The following is a 16,168-nucleotide window of genomic DNA, read 5'->3' on the forward strand; positions in this document are numbered from 1 at the left end:
ATCAGCGCCAGAACCTCCGGCGCCGCTCCGGCTCGGCGGGCGTCCCCTCCGCGACGAACTCCCGCAGCACCTCCAGCGTCCGCGCCCACAGCTCGTCGACGTCACCACCGGCCGTGATCTCCGCGAGCAGTCCGCGCATCGGCCCGTAAGCGGCGTCCGTGCGGCCTGCGATGAGGATGCCGAGCCGGCTGGCCAGGTCGGCGAGCAGGTCGCGACGCTCCCACGACGGCAGCGAGGCGTCCTTCTCCAGACGTTGGATCTCCAGTGTCACGACCGCGCGCAGGTCCGGCTGTTCGACGGCCGGAGGTACCGGCATCGCCATGGGCGCGGACGCCCGCATCCGCTTGGGCGCCCCCATCCGGGGAGCGGCGCCCGTCGGCGCGGATGGGGGCGGCGGTACCGGTGCGCCGAAGGCGGCGGGCGCGGCAGCGAGCGGCGCAGGGGCGGCGAACGCGGGCGCACCCCCGGCGAACATCGGCATGGGGCCGCCCGGAGCCCGCATCTCCCAGCCCGCGGGCTGTTCGACCGGCTGCACCACCCGGTGCACCGGCCCGTCGGACACGACTCGCTCGTCCACCGCCACGAACGCGGTGAAGCGGCACAGCACGCCGAACCTCAGCGAGGTCTCCACGATCGACGACTCCAGCGTCCGGTCACCGGCCGCGTACCGGTCCTCCAGATCACGCAGTGCGGCACGGGCCCACTGCGACCGGACGGCCGGCGAGGTGTGCTGCTGCACGGCCACCGTCTCCTGCCAGCCGGCGCCGTCGCGGGTCCGGCCGCGGACGACGCAGGAGTCCGGTGCGGCACCGCGGTACCGGCCGAAGGCGACCAGCGGCACACCCGGATAGATGGCGGTGGGCAGCCGGGGCAGATCCGATCCGGGCGACACCACCACGTCGGTGATGACCGGTGCGCCGATCCGCCGCTGGATGTGCGTCATCGCCTCGTCGAGCCGGTCCTCGCTCTCGACGAGTTCGCACCGGCCCGCCCCGGCGGCGGCCAGCCTGCCGAGGAAGCCCGCGTTGACGGCGGTGTCGATGCCGACGGCGTGGACCCGCGTCCGGTTGATCAGCGGTGCGATGTCGCGCAGCATCTGGTCCTCGTTGCCGACCTGACCGTCCGTCACGAGCACGAGGACGGGGTCGCGCTCCGAGCCCGCGTCGGAGAGCAGGGTCAGGCCCTGCCGCAACGGCTCGTACATCTCCGTGCCGCCGCGTGCCTGCACGGCCGCCAGGTGCTCGACGGCGCGGAAGCGGTGGCGGTCGGTGGCCGTGACGAGGCCGGAGCCGAGCGTGTCGGGTCGTTCCACCTGGTGGTCGAAGGTGATCACGGAGAACGTGTCGTCCGCGGTCAGCGTGTCGACGATGCGGGCCGCCGCACGCCGGGCCGCGACCATCTTCCAGCCCGACATGCTGCCCGACCGGTCGAGCAGCAGCACAACGTCACGCCTGCGGACCGGGGCCTCGGTCTCGGGCGGCAGCACCGTCAGCTGGTAGGTGCCCTCACCGCTGTCGTCCTCGTCGGGCACGCACACGACCGCCGAGCTGTTCCCGTTGTACGCCAGGCGGAGCACGAAGTCGCGGTCGACCCGCTCGCCCGGCGAGACCGACACGGTGTTGCCCTCGGTCACGACGGTGTGCAGGCTCGACCGCACCTCGCCGAGTTCCAGCCCGGCGGGGTCGATCTCCACGTCGACGCCGAGCCGCACGGGGTTCGGGAAGCCCGGCAGCAGCACCGGCGGCGTGATCCGCGAGGCGTCCGGCACCAGGTCCGTGTCCTGGGCGTGCCCGTCGCCGACGGACGGCCCGGGCAGCGGCGAACCCGGCACGTAGCGAGGCGCCACGACGAGCGGGAACCGGAACGTGGCCGCGCCGTCCTCGAACACCAGCGGCCCCACCAGGGTCAGCTCGACGGTCACCCGTTCACCGGCGGGGATGTTGCCCACGCGCATGGTGAAGACGTCCGGGCGCTCTTCCTCCACGATGGACGCTCTCTTGCCCGCCGCGATCGCGTCGTCGTACGTCTGGCGGGCCTGGGCGCGTTCCTGCAGATCGGCTTCCACGGTGCGGTCGCCGGCGGTCATCTTCATGCCGGTGACGGCGGCGCGGTCGGGTAACGGGAACACGTAGGTCGCTTCGAGAGCGGTGTCGTGGGTGTTCACGAACCCGGTCGTCAGGACCACGCGGCCGACGAGACCGGTGATGGAGGCTCGCACGCCGAGGCGCTCCAGCGGCAGGTTGCCGCGTTCGGTGCGCAGCGCGCCCAGACCCGCGTCCTCGGTCGTCCGGCCGATGCGGTCGGCTTCGGCGGCCTTCATCGGGGCGACGGAGATGGTCATGACGACTCCCTTTCGTTGAGCAGGCCGCGGGCGGCGAGCAGGTCGAGCAGTGGCCGGGCGGCGGCGGCGATGTCCGCGCGGTCGGCGGCGGTCGGCGTCCCCGGCACCAGGACGACGGCACCTCCCCCGAGCGCGACGCCGTTCAGCGCGAACGCCTCGGCGGGTGCGGGTGGCGCGGCCGGTGCGGCAGCGGGTTCGGCCCAGAACCTGGGGCGAACGGCCTCCGGTGGTGCTTCAGCCGTGGAGAGCAGGTGTTCCGGCACGCGGGCGATGGCCGCCAGCGTCGTGTCGGTGGCGCCCGCGAGTTCGGCTTGGACTTCGGCCAGCGTCCTCCCCTGCGACTGCAGTCTCTTCACCGCCACCAGCTGGAGCAGGTGGCGCTTCTCGTACAACGCCGTGCGGCCGCGCATCGCCGACGGTCTGTCGACCAGCCCCGTCGTCGCGTACCAGCGGACGGCCCGCTTGTCGGGCACGTCCCGGACGCGTCCGTTGGGCGCGCCCGAGTACTCCGCCGTCAACGCGGCGGAGACGCGGTCCAGCAACTCGTCGAGCGTCCACACCCCCTGATACTGACACTGCAACCGTAACAGTGTCAACGTCAGAAACCTGATGATGTTCACGCCGGGTAGCCGGGTAGGGTCCGGCGCGTCCGCGTGCCCCTGCAAGCCCCCCACACATCAGGATGGAGAGCACGAGTGTCCACGGACGAGGTCGGCACCCTGACCGACCACACCGCCGAGCTGGCCCGGCTGAAGACGCAGAAGGCCAAGATCCAGTACGCGCTGGAGCACCTGCCGCGCGGCTGCACGGTCGAGGACGTTCGCCGCTGGCTGCACAAGCAGGGCCAGGCGGTGCCCACCAGCTCGCACACCAGGGCGATCGTGAACGAGTGGCGCGCCGCCAACGACATGACCGACACGAGCGGTCATGTGCTGCTCACGCCGGAACTGATCGCCGAACTCGACAAGGCGGAGGCCCCCTCCCCCGCTCCGGAACCGCCCGCCGAGCCCTCGAAGCCCGCCGGGGCCAAGGGGTTCTACGCCGTCGCGCTGATGAGCATCGGCGTCAGCGTCGACACCTCGTGGCGGTTCTTCGAGCAGCGCCTGGGCATCACCGACGTCGTGGAGCGGGTCGTCCTGTTCTCCGTGATGGAGGCGGCGCTCGTGGCGTGCGGCTGGGCGATGCGCGGTGGCGTGCGCCAGAACGGCCGTCCTGGTCCTGCCCGCCTCGTGGCGTGGGCGCTGACGGCGTTCGCCGCGTTCGCGGCCTTCAGCCTGTCCGGCCCGGTCGCCGGCACCGCCCGTGTCCTGCTCGGACCGGTCCTCGGCCTGGTGATGCTGCACCTCGCGCTCGGCATCGAGATCCGCGCCGCGCGCCAGCGCACGACCACCTGGGCACGCGTCGGGCGCGAGCTGCGCGAACGCGTGTTGTCGTTGCTGGGCCTGGGTGACGACGGCCGCGACGCCCTGGCGCGCACCCGTGACAAGGCGGCGTTGCGTGCCGCGAAGCTCGCCGTCGCCGGCCCGTGGACGCCGCGCCGGAAAGCCCGGCTGCGCAAGGCACTGCACGCCTCGCACGTCGCGCACGACCCGGTGCAGCGCGATCGGATGCTGCGCGAACTCGGGGTGCTCCAGCACGCCGACGAGCTCGCCAAGATCACCCAGCCGTCGCCGTGGTGACTCCCGTCCTGATCTCCGACACGGCGTTCGCCGCGGAGATCGCCGCGCTGATCAACCGCGTGTACTCCGACGCGGAGAAGGGGATCTGGCTCGAAGGCCAGTCCCGGACCACCGAGGCCGAGGTGGCGGAGCTCATCGCCACCGGGCAGATCGCGGTGGCCTCGTCGGGCGATCGCGTCGTGGGTTCCGTTCGCGTGCACGAGATCGAGGACGGCGTGGGCGAGTTCGGGATGCTGGTCGCCGCCCCGGAGGAGCGCGGCACCGGCATCGGTGCGGACCTCGTGTCGTTCGCCGAGAACTGGGGCCGTGAGCGGGGCTTTCGTGAGATGCAGCTGGAGTTGCTCGTCCCGCAGACGTGGGAGCACCCGGTGAAGGAGTTCCTCCGGGGCTGGTACACGCGCATCGGCTATCGGCTCGTGCGCAAGGACAGCCTGGAGGCCGCGTATCCGTTCCTGGTGCCGCACCTCGCGTGCCCGTGCGACTTCCTCGTCTTCCGTAAAATCCTCGATCCCAATAGGTGAACTCTCAACCGGTTTGATCGGCGTGCGAGGTAGCGTCCGCCTCTCAAAGCCGAGTTAGAGGAGACGAACCGTGCGTCGTCGTATGCGTGGCACCGCCGTGGCCGCGATCGCGCTGACCAGCCTCATGGTGGTGAGCGCCTGTGCGAAGGACTCCGGTCGTGGCACCACGCCCGCCGCGTCGGGCAATGGTTGTGAGTTCTCGGCGCCGCCCACCGCGCCCGCCACGTCGAGCACCAGCGCCGCCAACGACAAGAAGGTCGACGGCAGCGCGTTGAAGATCGGTCTGGCCTACGACATCGGTGGCCGCGGTGACGCGTCGTTCAACGACCTCGCCGCCGCCGGGTTCGACAAGGCGATCAAGGACATGGGCGTCAAGAAGGAGAACACCCGCGAGCTGTCCGCGGCGCCGAACGAGGACGAGTCCGCGAAGCAGACCCGGCTGCGCCAGCTCGCGTCCGAGGGCTTCAACCCGATCGTCGGCGTCGGCTTCGCGTACACCGAGTCGCTCAAGGTGGTCGCGCCGGAGTTCCCGAACGTCAAGTTCGGCCTGGTCGACTCCGCTGTGGACGGTGTGCCGAACGTGACGCCGCTGGTCTTCGCCGAGCAGGAGGGCGCGTTCCTCGCGGGCGTCGTCGCCGCGTACCAAAGCAAGAAGTGCCACGTGGGCTTCGTCGGCGGCGTGGACATCCCGCTGATCCAGAAGTTCGAGGCGGGCTACTACCAGGGCGCGAAGACCGCCGCGCCGAAGGTGTCGATCGACAAGAAGTACATCACCCCGGCCGGCGACTTCACCGGCTTCCAGGACCCGCCCAAGGGTCAGGAGGCGGCGAAGGGCCTGATCGACAAGGGCGCCGACGTCGTCTACCCGGCGGCGGGCGCGTCCGGCATCGGCGTGTTCGCGGCGGTGAAGGAGGCGGGCGTGCTGGCGATCGGCTGTGACGCCGACCAGTACAACCAGCCCGCGCTCGCGGCCAACCGCGACGTCATCGTGGCCTCCAGCCTCAAGCGCGTGGACGTCGCCGTCTACGACTTCTTCGAGGCCGCCGCGGCGAACGACCTCGCGTCGCTGCCGAAGATCTTCGACCTCAAGTCGAACGGCATGGGGTACGCGACGTCGGGCGGCAAGATCGACGCGAAGCTGCAGGGGATCCTGGAGGGCTACAAGGCCCAGATCATCGAGGGCAAGATCAAGGTCGCGGACGCGGTCTAGCGGACGGGCGAACCGCCGAGCGCGAAGATCACCTCGACGGGGTGGTCTTCGCGCTTCCCGTGGCCTGGCCGGCCGGCAGTGGATCACCCGGCCAGGAGCGGCAGTGGTACTCACCGTGTCATTTCCATGACGCCGCCACACCACAACAGGTGGTTTACGACCTCGCCGCCACGTCCTCATCCCGAAATGGGTACCTCGCTCGCAGTACTTCCGGGCGAGGAGGGGCGATGCTTGAGAAAACAGGCAGGCTGCCGAGGATTCTGCTGGCGGTCCTGCTCATCGGTCTCTTCCCGCCCGCGGCCGAAGCGGGTGAAGCCGCGCCCGTCGGACGTGTCCAGTCCTTCTGGCTCCACCTCAACAGCACACCGGTGTCCGACGAAACGATCGCCACAGAGGCCGAACGCCGCGCCCACATCGTGCTCAACGCCTGGGAAGGCGACCTGCTGAAGAAGCTCAAGGCGGCGAACCCCCAGGTCAAGGTCTACGTCTACAAGGACCTCTCCTCCACCCGTTCCTACGCGTGCAAGCAAGGCAGGGACGACGAGCACCTGCCCGCCGGACTCGGTTACTGCGATGCCCGCGAGAACCACCCCGAGTGGTTCCTGGAGGATCCCAGGGGGAAAGAACTCGTCTACTCCGGCTACGAAGGCCATTGGCAGATGGACGTCGGAAATCCCGAATACCGCAAAGCCTGGGTGAGCAGCGTCGTCGCGAGTTCCAAATCCACCGGATTCGACGGGGTGTTCCTGGACAACGTCCTCTACACCTGCGACGCCTACCATTCCGGTGTGTGCCCGGCGAAATATCCGGACAACGCGTCGTTCCAGGAGGCCTACAAAGGCATGCTCGCCGAGATCAGGAGCAGCTTCGCGGCCGCGGGCCTGCTCTCGGTCGGGAACCTGACCAACGCACGGCTGCAGGCAGGCGGATGGGACGCGTACGGCGACTACCTCGACGGCGCGTTCGACGAGTGGTGGCTGACTTTCTCCAGCGACCGGCTCCTCGAGGACTACCCGGAGGGCTGGCGCCGGCAGGTCGCCGAGATCGCCGTCAATGAGGCGAGCGGCAAGATGACCTGGGTGCAGCCGCACTTCAAGGCGGGCGACCCCCAGGCCTTCCGGTACGCGCTGGCCAGCCTGTTCATGACCACCAGCGGGCACGCCGCGATCGCCGAGATCGAGAAGACGGACGGCTACGCGGACCCGACGCCGTGGCACCCCGAGTACGACTGGTACCTCGGGCATCCCGCCGGCGCCTACCGCGCGGTCGCCAACAAGGTGTTCCGCCGGGACTTCACCTGCGGCATGGCGCTGGTCAACGCGAACCCGACCGGCAGCAGGGCGGTCACGGTGCCGCTGCACCGCACCTACCAGGACCACGAGGGCAGGCCGGTCACCTCGGTGAGCCTGCCGGGCACCACCGGTGTGCTGCTACGGGCACATTGCCCCGCCACGCCACCAGTGTCACTGCTCCCACCACAATGGACACTTCCGTGGCCGTAGGTCAGGCGAGGTTGATCGCCGCGAGCAGCAGGTGGAGCTCCGCCTCAGCGGCGTCGTGGACGCTGGACTCGACGAAGACCGATCGGGCCAGGGCGGTGCCGATCAGCACCAGCGTCAGCACGTCGATCTGCGCGCTGCCCACGGCGTTCGCGAGTTCCCCGCGGCCGGTGGCCCGGTCGACGAGGGCGCCGAGCTCACCGCGGACCGCCAGATACACGTCGTCGTGCAGGATCTGGCGCAGCTCCGGGTCGTGCGCGGCCTGACCCATCAGCGAGAGCAGCGCGGGGCCGGTGGCGGCTTCGAGGATCTTCCGCTTGCGCGCCAGGAGTTCCCGCAGGTCGCTCTTGAGTGCGCCGGTGTCGATCCCGGTCAGCTCGGCCTGGGCGATGTGCCGGGCCACGGCTCCGGCGAGAGCCTGCTTGGAGGGCCAGCGGCGGTAGAGGGACGCGGTGGAGGCACCCGCGCGCTTGGCGACGGCGGTCGTGGTGAAGGAGGCCCAGCCCGACTCGGTGAGGACCTCGATCGCCGCGTTGATCAGGGCCGCGTCCACCCGCGGGTCTTTGGGGCGCCCCTGTGCGGCGTCGGCCTTCGTCGTCATCCCGTCCAGCATACCGGGTCGAAGAAACGAAAAGGATCTGTTTCGTAATGGGGTAGGGTGAGGTGCATGCCCACGACGACAGCCGACCTCGCCGCGACCGTCTCCGGCGTCCGCGAGGTGTTCGACTCCGGCACCACCCGTCCCCTGGCCGCCCGCACCGCCGGTCTCCGGGCGTTGCGCGCGATGATCACCGAGAACGAGGCCGCGTTCGAGGCCGCACTGTGGAGCGACCTGCACAAGAACGCGGGCGAGGCGCAGCTGACCGAGATCGGCGTGGTGCTGGCGGAGATCAGCCACACGATGCGGCACCTGCGGAGGTGGTCGCGATCCCGGCGCGCCCCGGTGCCGCTGGGCCTGTGGCCGGCGCGGGCCCGGCTGGTGCCCGAGCCGCTCGGCGTGGTGCTGGTGGTCGCACCGTGGAACTACCCGATGCAGCTGCTGCTCGGCCCGCTGGTCGGTGTGCTGGCGGCGGGCAACACGGCCGTGCTCAAGCCGAGTGAACTGGCACCGGAGACGTCGGCGCTGATCGCGAGGCTCGTGCCCGCCTACTTCCCCGACGGCACCGTGCGCGTGGTGCAGGGCGGTGTCCCGGAGACCACCGAACTGCTGGCGCAGCGGTTCGACCACATCGTGTTCACGGGCAGCGGCACGGTCGGCCGGGTCGTGATGCGGGCCGCGGCCGAGCACCTGACGCCGGTGACGCTGGAACTGGGCGGCAAGTCGCCCGTCTGGTTCGACGACGACGCCCACCTCGACCAGGCGGCGCGGCGGCTGGTGTGGGCGAAGTTCACCAACGCGGGCCAGACGTGCGTCGCTCCCGACTACGTGATGACCACTCCCGACCGGGTCCCCGCACTCGTCGAGGCGATCAGGAAGGCGATCGCGGACCTGTGGGGTGCGGACCCGCGGGCGAGCGAGGACTACGGCCGGATCGTGAACGAACGGCAGTTCGACCGGCTCGTGTCCCTGCTGGACGGCACGAACGTGGTGATCGGCGGCGACCACGACCGGGCGGAGCGGTACCTCGCGCCCACGGTCGTGACCCTGAGCGGCGGCCGCCTGGCCGTCGGCCCGGACGCGGCCCATCCGGTGCTGCGGGAGGAGATCTTCGGCCCCGTCCTGCCCGTCGTCGCGGTCGACTCGGCCGAGCAGGCGATCGACGTCGTCAACGCCTGGGACAAGCCCCTCGCGCTCTACGTGTTCACGTCGTCCGCCCGCACCCGCCGCCTGTTCGAGCAGCGGACGTCGTCCGGCGCGGTGGTCCACGACGCGGGCCTGATCCACGTGGCGGCGAGCGGGCTGCCGTTCGGCGGCGTCGGTGCCAGCGGGATGGGCGCCTACCACGGCCACTACTCGTGGAACGCCTTCTCCCACCTCAAGCCCGTGCTGCGCAAGCCGCTCGCGTTCGACACGCTCCGCCTCGCCCAGCCGCCGTTCACCGGCTTCGGAAAGCGCTTCGCCCAGCGCCTGATGCGCCGCGGGTGACGTGATCGTCACCGTTCCGGCCCGTTGAATCCCGTTGTTCTGCTTGGATTGCGCGGTGTTCTGGGACTGGGTCGAACGGGTGTCGTGGGTAGCGGGGATCATCAGCGCCGTCATCGCGCTCATCGCGTCGCTGATGGCGTCCCGCTCCGCCGCACTCGCCACCCGCCAGATGGCGATGCTCGTCGCGGCGGCCACGGACAAGCCCGAACTGCTGCAGAAGCTCGAACTGGAGGCACGGGAGCGTTCCGAGGCCGTGCAGCGCCGCGTGCGAGCCGTGCTGGTGTCGACGGTGACGATGATCGCGTCACTGGGTGCCATCGGCCTCGCCGCCGTCATGCTGGCGAACCTGCCGGACCACGTGAGCACCAAGATCGTGGGCGGTGACGCTCCCCGGACCGTGCAGGAGTGCTCCGGCGGCGGAGAAGCCACGGTCTGCGCTCCCGTGCACGTGTACGAACTGGCCGCCGGGTCGAAGGTGGAGACGCGGTTCGGCGGTGTCGGCCGCACTCCGGCGCGCACGGGGCACGGCGGGCTGTCGGTCGAGCTGCCTGGCTGCGAGTCCGAGGTGAAGTGGCACGTCGTGCTCGACGGCAGGACCGTGGCCGAGGCCGTGTCACGCGATGTCCTGGTGCACACCGAGTTCCCGATGACGAGCGACCGCGAGTACACCTTCGTCGCCGAGCGTGCGGGCGGGGACTGCGCCACCACGGAACTGCGCGTGCGCACCGGGTTCACGTTCGACGACTAGCTGTCCCGGGTGAGCCGTTCCCACGGCAGGCCGAACGCCCGCTCGACGATCGGCACCTCGCCGACGAAGCCCAGCCGCAACGAGCCGGCCTGCCCGCGCGCCGCCCGTCGCGCCTCGGTCGCCCCGGTCTCGACCTGCTCCAGGACCCGCCGTGCGGCGGGTGCGGTCTACGTCTGCCGCGACAGGGAGGGCTGGGTCATGCCGAGCGCCAGGGCCGCCCGCCGGAAGTGCCGGTGTTCCGCCACCGCCACGACGTAACGCAGTTGTCGCAGTTCCACATCCGCCAGCCAACCACGCCCGATGCCCGGCAAGCATCAGTCCCCGACGTCTCACCGGCCGTCCGCGCGGCGTTCGCGGAACGCGATCATGTTCATCCGGTTGCCGCACCGCACGCTGCAGAACCGCTTCAACCCGTTGCGGGACAGGTCGAGCAGGAGCCCCTCGCAGTCGTCGGCCGCGCAGACCCGCAGGCGGTCCATCTCGTTCATCCGGATCACGTCGATGAGAGCGAGCGCGGCCTCGACCCGCATGCGTTCGGCGAGCGGCGAGGTGGGCTCGGTGGCGTGCATGTGCCAGTCGAGATCGTCGTGCCGCACGAGATGCGGCAGTGCCTTCGCGTCGCGCAACATCTTGTTGACGGCCTCGACCGCGTCATCGCGACTGAGCGACCACACGCGCCGGAGCAGCGCGCGTGTCAGGTGGACGTCCCGCAGCTCCGCCTCGTCGCCGTCGATGCGCCCCGTGTAGCGGAACCGGCTGAGCAGGGCCGCCAACTGGTCGACGGTGGCCAGCTCGTCGTCGCCACCACGCGAGGCCGACGGGTCCGTGTTGCACAGCGCCACGACGAACGCGAGTGACTCCTCCGTGTCAGGGGCAAAACGCAAATTGACTCCTTACCGAGACCGGCCTAGCGTCAGGGGCGTAGGTCAGGTTAGGCCATGACATCGTTCGGAACCGGGAGGCACGCGACCATGGGGATTCCGTCGAAGTCCACGGGCCTGATCGCAGCGGCGGTCTCGTTCATCTCGTTCGGCACCTCCGGCGCGTTCGTCAAACCCCTGCTGGAGGCCGGCTGGTCCCCCGCGGCCGCCGTCACGGCCCGCGCGCTCACCGCCGGTCTGGTGCTGCTGCCGTTCGTCCTCGTCCTGATGCGCGGCCGCTGGTCGTTGCTGCTGCAGGCCCGCTGGCCAGTGCTGGGCATGGGCCTGGTGGGCGTGGCGATCACCCAGGTCCTCTACTTCGCCGCCATCCAGCGGATCCCGGTGGCGACCGCGCTGCTCATCGAGTTCCTCGCGCCGCTGATCCTCGTCGGCTTCACCTGGGCGGTCAGCAGGCGAACGCCCGCCCCCGTCGTCCTGATCGGCTCGGTGCTCGCGGTCGGCGGCCTGGTGCTGGTCATCGGCCCCGGCGCGATCCAGGCCGTCGACCCGATCGGCCTGGCCGCCGCCTTCGGTGCCGCCATCGGGTGTTCCGTGTACTTCGTGATCGCCGCCCGCCCCAACAACGGCCTGCCACCGGTGGCGCTCGCCGGAGCGGGACTGCTGCTCGCCGCACCGGTGCTGGCCTTGATCGGCGCCACCGGCCTGCTGCCGTTCACCGCGACCTTCGGCGACGTGCCGCTGTTCGGCACGCCCACGCCCTGGTGGGTGCCGCTGCTCGTCGTCGCGGTCATCGGCACCGCGCTGGCGTACGCGAGCGGCATCACCGCCTCCGGGATCCTCGGCTCACGGCTGGCGTCGTTCATCGCGCTGCTGGAGGTCGTGTCCGCCTCGCTGTTCGCGTGGCTGTTGCTGGGCGAGGGTCTTTCGCCGTTGCAGTTGCTCGGCGGCCTGCTGATCCTGGGCGGCATCGCCTCGGTCCGCGCCGAACGCCAGCAGGTGGACCAGGTGGTGGAGCCGGCCGTCGCAAGGGACGTAGCGGTCCGCTGACCGCACTGGTGCGCGAGCGTCCACGCGGCCCACCACCTGGTGAGCACCGCTGCTGTGCAACTGCTGTTCCACACCGCGTCGCCTCGGTGGTGACCATGCGCCCGGAGGCGGGGTCGGCGACCGCGTCCGCGATTTCCCTGTTGTGCCAGGCCATACGCACTTTGATCGACGGAGGGGAAGTCCGCCCGGCCCGTCGCCGGACGGTCCGGTCCGCCGGCACTGGAACACCGTCAGGCCTCGTACTTCACCCGATCTTGACACCGTTTACCGACGGCGCTTAGCTGTGCCACGAAACGGGGCTTGATGTCTCGCCTGGGGGATCGCGCTGGCACTCGCACGCCTTGTCCACGATGAGGCGTCGCTGCCGTGCGCGTCGCCCGTGCTGCGCGGGCAACAAGGCCATCAGCTACAAGTCCTGGGGGATTCTGGATGGCTCGAACAGGAAGAAGCCGGCGGCTGTGGCGCGGTGTCGCGCTCAGCACCGCGGCGCTGATGCTGACCGGGACCGCGTCAGCGGTCGCGGCACCCGGCTCGGGACCGGGGCCGAACAACACCGCCTCGAAGCCCCTGCCGAACGACCCGCCCGCCGTCGCGGCCGACAAGCGCCAGGAGGTGCTCGGCAAGGACTGGCAGAAGTCGGACGACAAGCTGTGGACGACGATGGGCGACCAGACCGGTTTCCACGTCATGGTCGCGACCGGCAAGTCCGGTTACGCGTGGAAAACGGTTGCCACGCTGAACCAGCCCACCGTCGAGGCGGACCTGTGGATCGGCAACGCCTGCGTGACCGGGTCCGGTGATCGTGTGGTGGTGGCCTATGCGCCACGCACGTACACGAACAAGGAAGCGTTGATGGCGCGTGGTGCGTTCACCGCGACCGTCGACCTGAACACGGGCGCGGTGACGAAGCTTCCCATCCGCACCACGCTCGCCTACTTCAACCCCGGCTGCGGTCTCGACGAGACGGCGGTCCTGACGCAGGACGCGACCGAGGACAAGGGCCAGACGGGTCTGGTCAAGGTCGACGCCACGTCCGGCAAACTGCAGAAGCGCATCGAGCTGACCGGTCAGGTGACGTCGGCGGTCCCGACGCGCGACGGCATCGTCGCCGTCGCGGGGGCCTCGGTCCAGCGCATCGCGGACGACGGCAAGCGCACCAGGCTCACCAACACCACCAAGGGTTCGGCGTTCCAGCTGAAGCCCGACGCCGAGGGTGGTGTCGTCTACCTCGAAGGGGACGACAAGACGAACCGCGTGAAGCGGATCGCCACCAACGTCGCCAAGGAGACCGCGGCCACCACGCTCGCCGAGGGCAAGGCGGGCGAGGTCGGAGTCGCGCGGATGCTCGGCGGCAAGGTCGCCATCACCGGCAAGCCCGGCAAGGTCGAGAAGCTGCCCTCGGTCGTCAGCAAGATGGACGTGCCCGCCGACGCACAGCTCTCGCTGCGCGGCGAAGCCGTGGTCACCGCGGTGAACCGGGCCGACGGCGGCACCCCCGGCGTGTTCTCGAAGAACCCCGGCAAGGCAGAACCCGTGCACATCAAGGCGAAGAGCACCAAGACCGGCAAGGACGTCGGCTTCACCGTCGACCCCGCCGCCACCGCTCCGAAGCCGCAGTCACCGCAGCCCGGTGTCCCGGCGCCGAGCGCCGGCACGCAGTCGGAGGTGGGAGCCCAGGCCGCCAACCAGGACATGAGCGACACCCTGGCGAGCTGCGCGATCAAGCGCAACGACCTCAGCAAGCAGGTCTACCAGCCGAAGCCCAAGCAGGTCGAGTGGGCGGCGAACTTCGCGGTCAACGGCGCGCTCATGACGGCGCGCCCGACGAACTGGAACGGCAACGGCCAGGCCGGCTACCAGATCCAGGCGGAGAACGCGTTCCCCTCGCTTCCGCTCAACGGCGGCGGCAAGGTCCCCGTCCAGGTCCTGCTCGGCATCCTCGGCCAGGAGTCGAACCTCTGGCAGGCGACGCGGCTCGTGCTGCCCGGTGAGTACGCCAACCCCCTGGTCGGCAACTTCTACGGCAACGACGTCTACAACCGGGACGAGGCCGACGACTGGACCATCGACTTCTCCAAGGCCGACTGCGGCTACGGCGTCTCGCAGACGACCGACGGCATGCGGCTCGCGGGCCGGCAGAGGCCTGATGAGATCCCCAGGACGTACCGGGACCAGGTCCTCATCGCCACGGACTACGCGGCGAACATCGCTGCGGGTCTGCAGATCCTCCAGACGAAGTGGAACCAGCTGCAGTACTACGGCGTCCGGATGAACAACAACGACCCCTCCAAGCTGGAGAACTGGTTCGGTGCGGTCTGGGCGTACAACTCCGGCTACCACGTGCCAGGAAAGGCCGGCTCGAACGGCGCCCACGGCCTCGGCTGGGGCAACAACCCGGCCAACCCCCGCTACCCGGAGAACCGGCAACCGTTCGGAGCGGTCCCGTCCGACTACGCGAGGCCGAACCAGTGGCCCTACCCCGAGAAGGTGATGGGGTTCGCGGGCAACCCGCCGTCGGGCTTCGAGGACGAGGTCACGGAGGTCCCGTTCTTCCGCACCGCCTGGTGGAACGGCGAGGAGAACAAGAAGACCGCCAAGCCCGGCATCTACACCTTCTGCAACAAGGACAAGAACCAGTGCGACGAGCACGGCCCAAGGCCCGTTCCGGACGCGCCTGAGGTGATCGGTGAACCCGCCGGTCCCTGTGCGCACAAGAACGAGGCAGGCCAGTACGACCTGAAGTGCTGGTGGCACGACTCGGTGACCTGGAAGACCGACTGTTCGGTCACCTGCGGTAACCAGTTCTTCCGCTACTACCCGGACTTCGGCACCGAGCCCGACGACGGCATCACCTCCAGGCCGACGTGTGACAACGGGGGACTGCCCGGTGACGCGAGCGTGGTCGACGACGTCAACGCCGACACCGCGCCGGTGTTCAGCTTCCCAGGTCCCCGTCCCCAGCCCCGGGGCTGCGCCCGGCCGAACCTCGATCGCGACGGCACGTTCAACATCGAGTTCTCCAGCGACAGCTTCGGCCAGCAGGTGGGACGCATGGACCTGCACCAGGCCACCAGCGGCTACGGCGGTCACACGTGGTTCACCCACGCGTACGGCAATGACGACGTGGGCCGGAAGCTGAAGATGCAGGCCACCTGGACGGCGGGCCGGACGTACACGTCGCCGATCAAGGTGTGGGCGCACCGGCCCAAGCGTTCGGAGAAGATCGCAGGCAAGCTGGTCTACACGGTGCACACGGCGGACGGGCCCGTCCAGGTCACCGCTCCGGACCCCGGCAGCCTCTCCCTGCCGCCGAACTGGGTGGAACTCGGCACGTACAGGTTCACCGACAAGCCCAAGGTGTCGCTCAGCAACTGGAACGCCGGCGCCAACGGCCGGGAGATCGCTTTCGACGCGGTGGCGTTCATGCCCTCGACGGCCGCTTTCGGCGACAAGGTCGCCAAGATCATCAACAAGAACAGCGGCCGGTGCCTCGTCAGCAGCGACGGTGGTGCGACCGGCAGGTTCTACCTGATCCAGAAGTCGTGCAGCGGCGAGTTCAACGACAACTGGGTGTTCCGCCTGGTCCGGGTCATGCAGAAGCCGACCCCGTGGGGGCCGAAGCCCTTCTACACCTACAAGCTCATGAACCGGGTCACGGGTGCGTGCATGTTCAACCCTCTGAACACCCCGACAGTGGTCATGGGTGAATGCGGCACGGCCACTGACGTTCAAGGTCAGTTGTGGGAGAGCAGGTTCGGGTTCGACATCGACAACGATCTGGACCAGAACCTCTTCAGCCTCGCCGGCCCGGAGGACCAGCAAGGACTTTCCGTCTTCAACTGTTCCAAGGAAGACGACCAGAACATGACCGTGATCTACGTTCCCGCCGCCGATGGCGGACAACCGGGCTGCAAGCCCGCGGAGTCCTCCTGGGTGTGGAACATCGCCAAGCAAGGCTGACCGGACAGGAGTGACACGACGCCGGCCGCTGCTCCCGCAGCGGCCGGCGCTGTGCTTTCTCGTGCACGTCAGGTGAATTCCTCGTCGCGGCGCCAGGCACTCCCCCACCTCGGACCGCAATGGTCGTCGTGCAACGTTTCCCGGCCACGACCTCAGTGGGACCTCGCCACCGGCGCGGAACTCGTGCGCTGAACGG

General features: G+C 69.8%; 13 protein-coding genes. 8 read left to right on the plus strand and 5 right to left on the minus strand.

What is annotated here, in order from left to right:
* Nucleotide 1 precedes the first annotated feature (1 nt).
* A complete protein-coding gene (locus SK571_RS14090; RefSeq protein ID WP_319984497.1) occupies nucleotides 2-2,341 on the minus strand; it encodes a VIT domain-containing protein in 2,340 nt (779 codons plus the stop codon).
* A complete protein-coding gene (locus SK571_RS14095) occupies nucleotides 2,338-2,901 on the minus strand; it encodes a MerR family transcriptional regulator (RefSeq protein WP_319984498.1) in 564 nt (187 codons plus the stop codon). Before SK571_RS14095 ends, SK571_RS14090 begins: the two co-directional genes overlap by 4 nt.
* 135 nt (nucleotides 2,902-3,036) lie before the next feature.
* On the opposite strand from SK571_RS14095, the gene SK571_RS14100 reads away from it, so the two are divergent.
* From SK571_RS14100 to SK571_RS14115, 4 genes are all read left to right on the plus strand, one after another.
* Entirely contained in the window at nucleotides 3,037-4,020 is a 984-nt protein-coding gene (locus tag SK571_RS14100) for a hypothetical protein (RefSeq protein ID WP_319984499.1), read from the plus strand.
* The gene (locus SK571_RS14105) at nucleotides 4,017-4,541 is read left to right on the plus strand and encodes a GNAT family N-acetyltransferase (RefSeq protein ID WP_319984500.1); all 525 of its coding nucleotides are present in this window, start codon (nucleotides 4,017-4,019) and stop codon (nucleotides 4,539-4,541) included. Before SK571_RS14100 ends, SK571_RS14105 begins: the two co-directional genes overlap by 4 nt.
* Nucleotides 4,542-4,623: 82 nt before the next feature.
* Nucleotides 4,624-5,751: a BMP family lipoprotein gene (locus SK571_RS14110; protein ID WP_319984839.1), complete on the plus strand. Its 1,128-nt coding sequence runs from the start codon at nucleotides 4,624-4,626 to the stop codon at nucleotides 5,749-5,751.
* A 227-nt stretch (nucleotides 5,752-5,978) separates the two neighbouring features.
* Nucleotides 5,979-7,253, plus strand: a complete 1,275-nt coding sequence (locus tag SK571_RS14115; RefSeq protein ID WP_319984501.1) for a putative glycoside hydrolase — start codon at nucleotides 5,979-5,981, stop codon at nucleotides 7,251-7,253.
* A 1-nt stretch (nucleotide 7,254) separates the two neighbouring features.
* Here the strand turns inward: SK571_RS14115 and SK571_RS14120 are convergent, their stop codons facing one another.
* The gene (locus SK571_RS14120) at nucleotides 7,255-7,851 is read right to left on the minus strand and encodes a TetR/AcrR family transcriptional regulator (protein ID WP_319984502.1); all 597 of its coding nucleotides are present in this window, start codon (nucleotides 7,849-7,851) and stop codon (nucleotides 7,255-7,257) included.
* Nucleotides 7,852-7,917: 66 nt separating this feature from the next.
* On the opposite strand from SK571_RS14120, the gene SK571_RS14125 reads away from it, so the two are divergent.
* Complete coding sequence (locus SK571_RS14125; RefSeq protein WP_319984503.1) at nucleotides 7,918-9,336, plus strand: aldehyde dehydrogenase family protein; 1,419 nt, start codon at nucleotides 7,918-7,920, stop codon at nucleotides 9,334-9,336.
* Nucleotides 9,337-9,391: 55 nt separating this feature from the next.
* Nucleotides 9,392-10,084, plus strand: coding sequence for a hypothetical protein (locus SK571_RS14130; RefSeq protein ID WP_319984504.1), 693 nt, complete (start codon nucleotides 9,392-9,394; stop codon nucleotides 10,082-10,084).
* Nucleotides 10,085-10,251: 167 nt separating this feature from the next.
* Here SK571_RS14130 and SK571_RS14135 read toward each other — a convergent pair whose 3' ends face one another.
* A complete protein-coding gene (locus SK571_RS14135; protein ID WP_406601980.1) occupies nucleotides 10,252-10,362 on the minus strand; it encodes a LysR family transcriptional regulator in 111 nt (36 codons plus the stop codon).
* A 51-nt stretch (nucleotides 10,363-10,413) separates the two neighbouring features.
* Nucleotides 10,414-10,968: a CGNR zinc finger domain-containing protein gene (locus SK571_RS14140; protein WP_319984505.1), complete on the minus strand. Its 555-nt coding sequence runs from the start codon at nucleotides 10,966-10,968 to the stop codon at nucleotides 10,414-10,416.
* Between the two features lie 54 nt (nucleotides 10,969-11,022).
* On the opposite strand from SK571_RS14140, the gene SK571_RS14145 reads away from it, so the two are divergent.
* Both SK571_RS14145 and SK571_RS14150 read left to right on the plus strand, forming a co-directional pair.
* The gene (locus SK571_RS14145; RefSeq protein ID WP_319984506.1) at nucleotides 11,023-12,012 is read left to right on the plus strand and encodes an EamA family transporter; all 990 of its coding nucleotides are present in this window, start codon (nucleotides 11,023-11,025) and stop codon (nucleotides 12,010-12,012) included.
* Nucleotides 12,013-12,441: 429 nt separating this feature from the next.
* The gene (locus SK571_RS14150; protein WP_319984507.1) at nucleotides 12,442-15,972 is read left to right on the plus strand and encodes a hypothetical protein; all 3,531 of its coding nucleotides are present in this window, start codon (nucleotides 12,442-12,444) and stop codon (nucleotides 15,970-15,972) included.
* Nucleotides 15,973-16,168: the final 196 nt, after the last annotated feature.

The organism is Lentzea kristufekii, assembly GCF_033949925.1.
In the GTDB taxonomy this organism is placed as follows: Bacteria; Actinomycetota; Actinomycetes; order Mycobacteriales; family Pseudonocardiaceae; genus Lentzea; species Lentzea kristufekii.

Coding starts and splice junctions, on each gene's coding strand:
- SK571_RS14090 (WP_319984497.1), bottom strand. CDS start 2,341: ATGACCATCTCCGTCGCCCCGATGAAGGCCGCCGAAGCCGACCGCATC.
- SK571_RS14110 (WP_319984839.1), top strand. CDS start 4,624: ATGCGTGGCACCGCCGTGGCCGCGATCGCGCTGACCAGCCTCATGGTG.
- SK571_RS14115 (WP_319984501.1), top strand. CDS start 5,979: ATGCTTGAGAAAACAGGCAGGCTGCCGAGGATTCTGCTGGCGGTCCTG.
- SK571_RS14120 (WP_319984502.1), bottom strand. CDS start 7,851: ATGACGACGAAGGCCGACGCCGCACAGGGGCGCCCCAAAGACCCGCGG.
- SK571_RS14125 (WP_319984503.1), top strand. CDS start 7,918: ATGCCCACGACGACAGCCGACCTCGCCGCGACCGTCTCCGGCGTCCGC.
- SK571_RS14145 (WP_319984506.1), top strand. CDS start 11,023: ATGACATCGTTCGGAACCGGGAGGCACGCGACCATGGGGATTCCGTCG.
- SK571_RS14150 (WP_319984507.1), top strand. CDS start 12,442: ATGGCTCGAACAGGAAGAAGCCGGCGGCTGTGGCGCGGTGTCGCGCTC.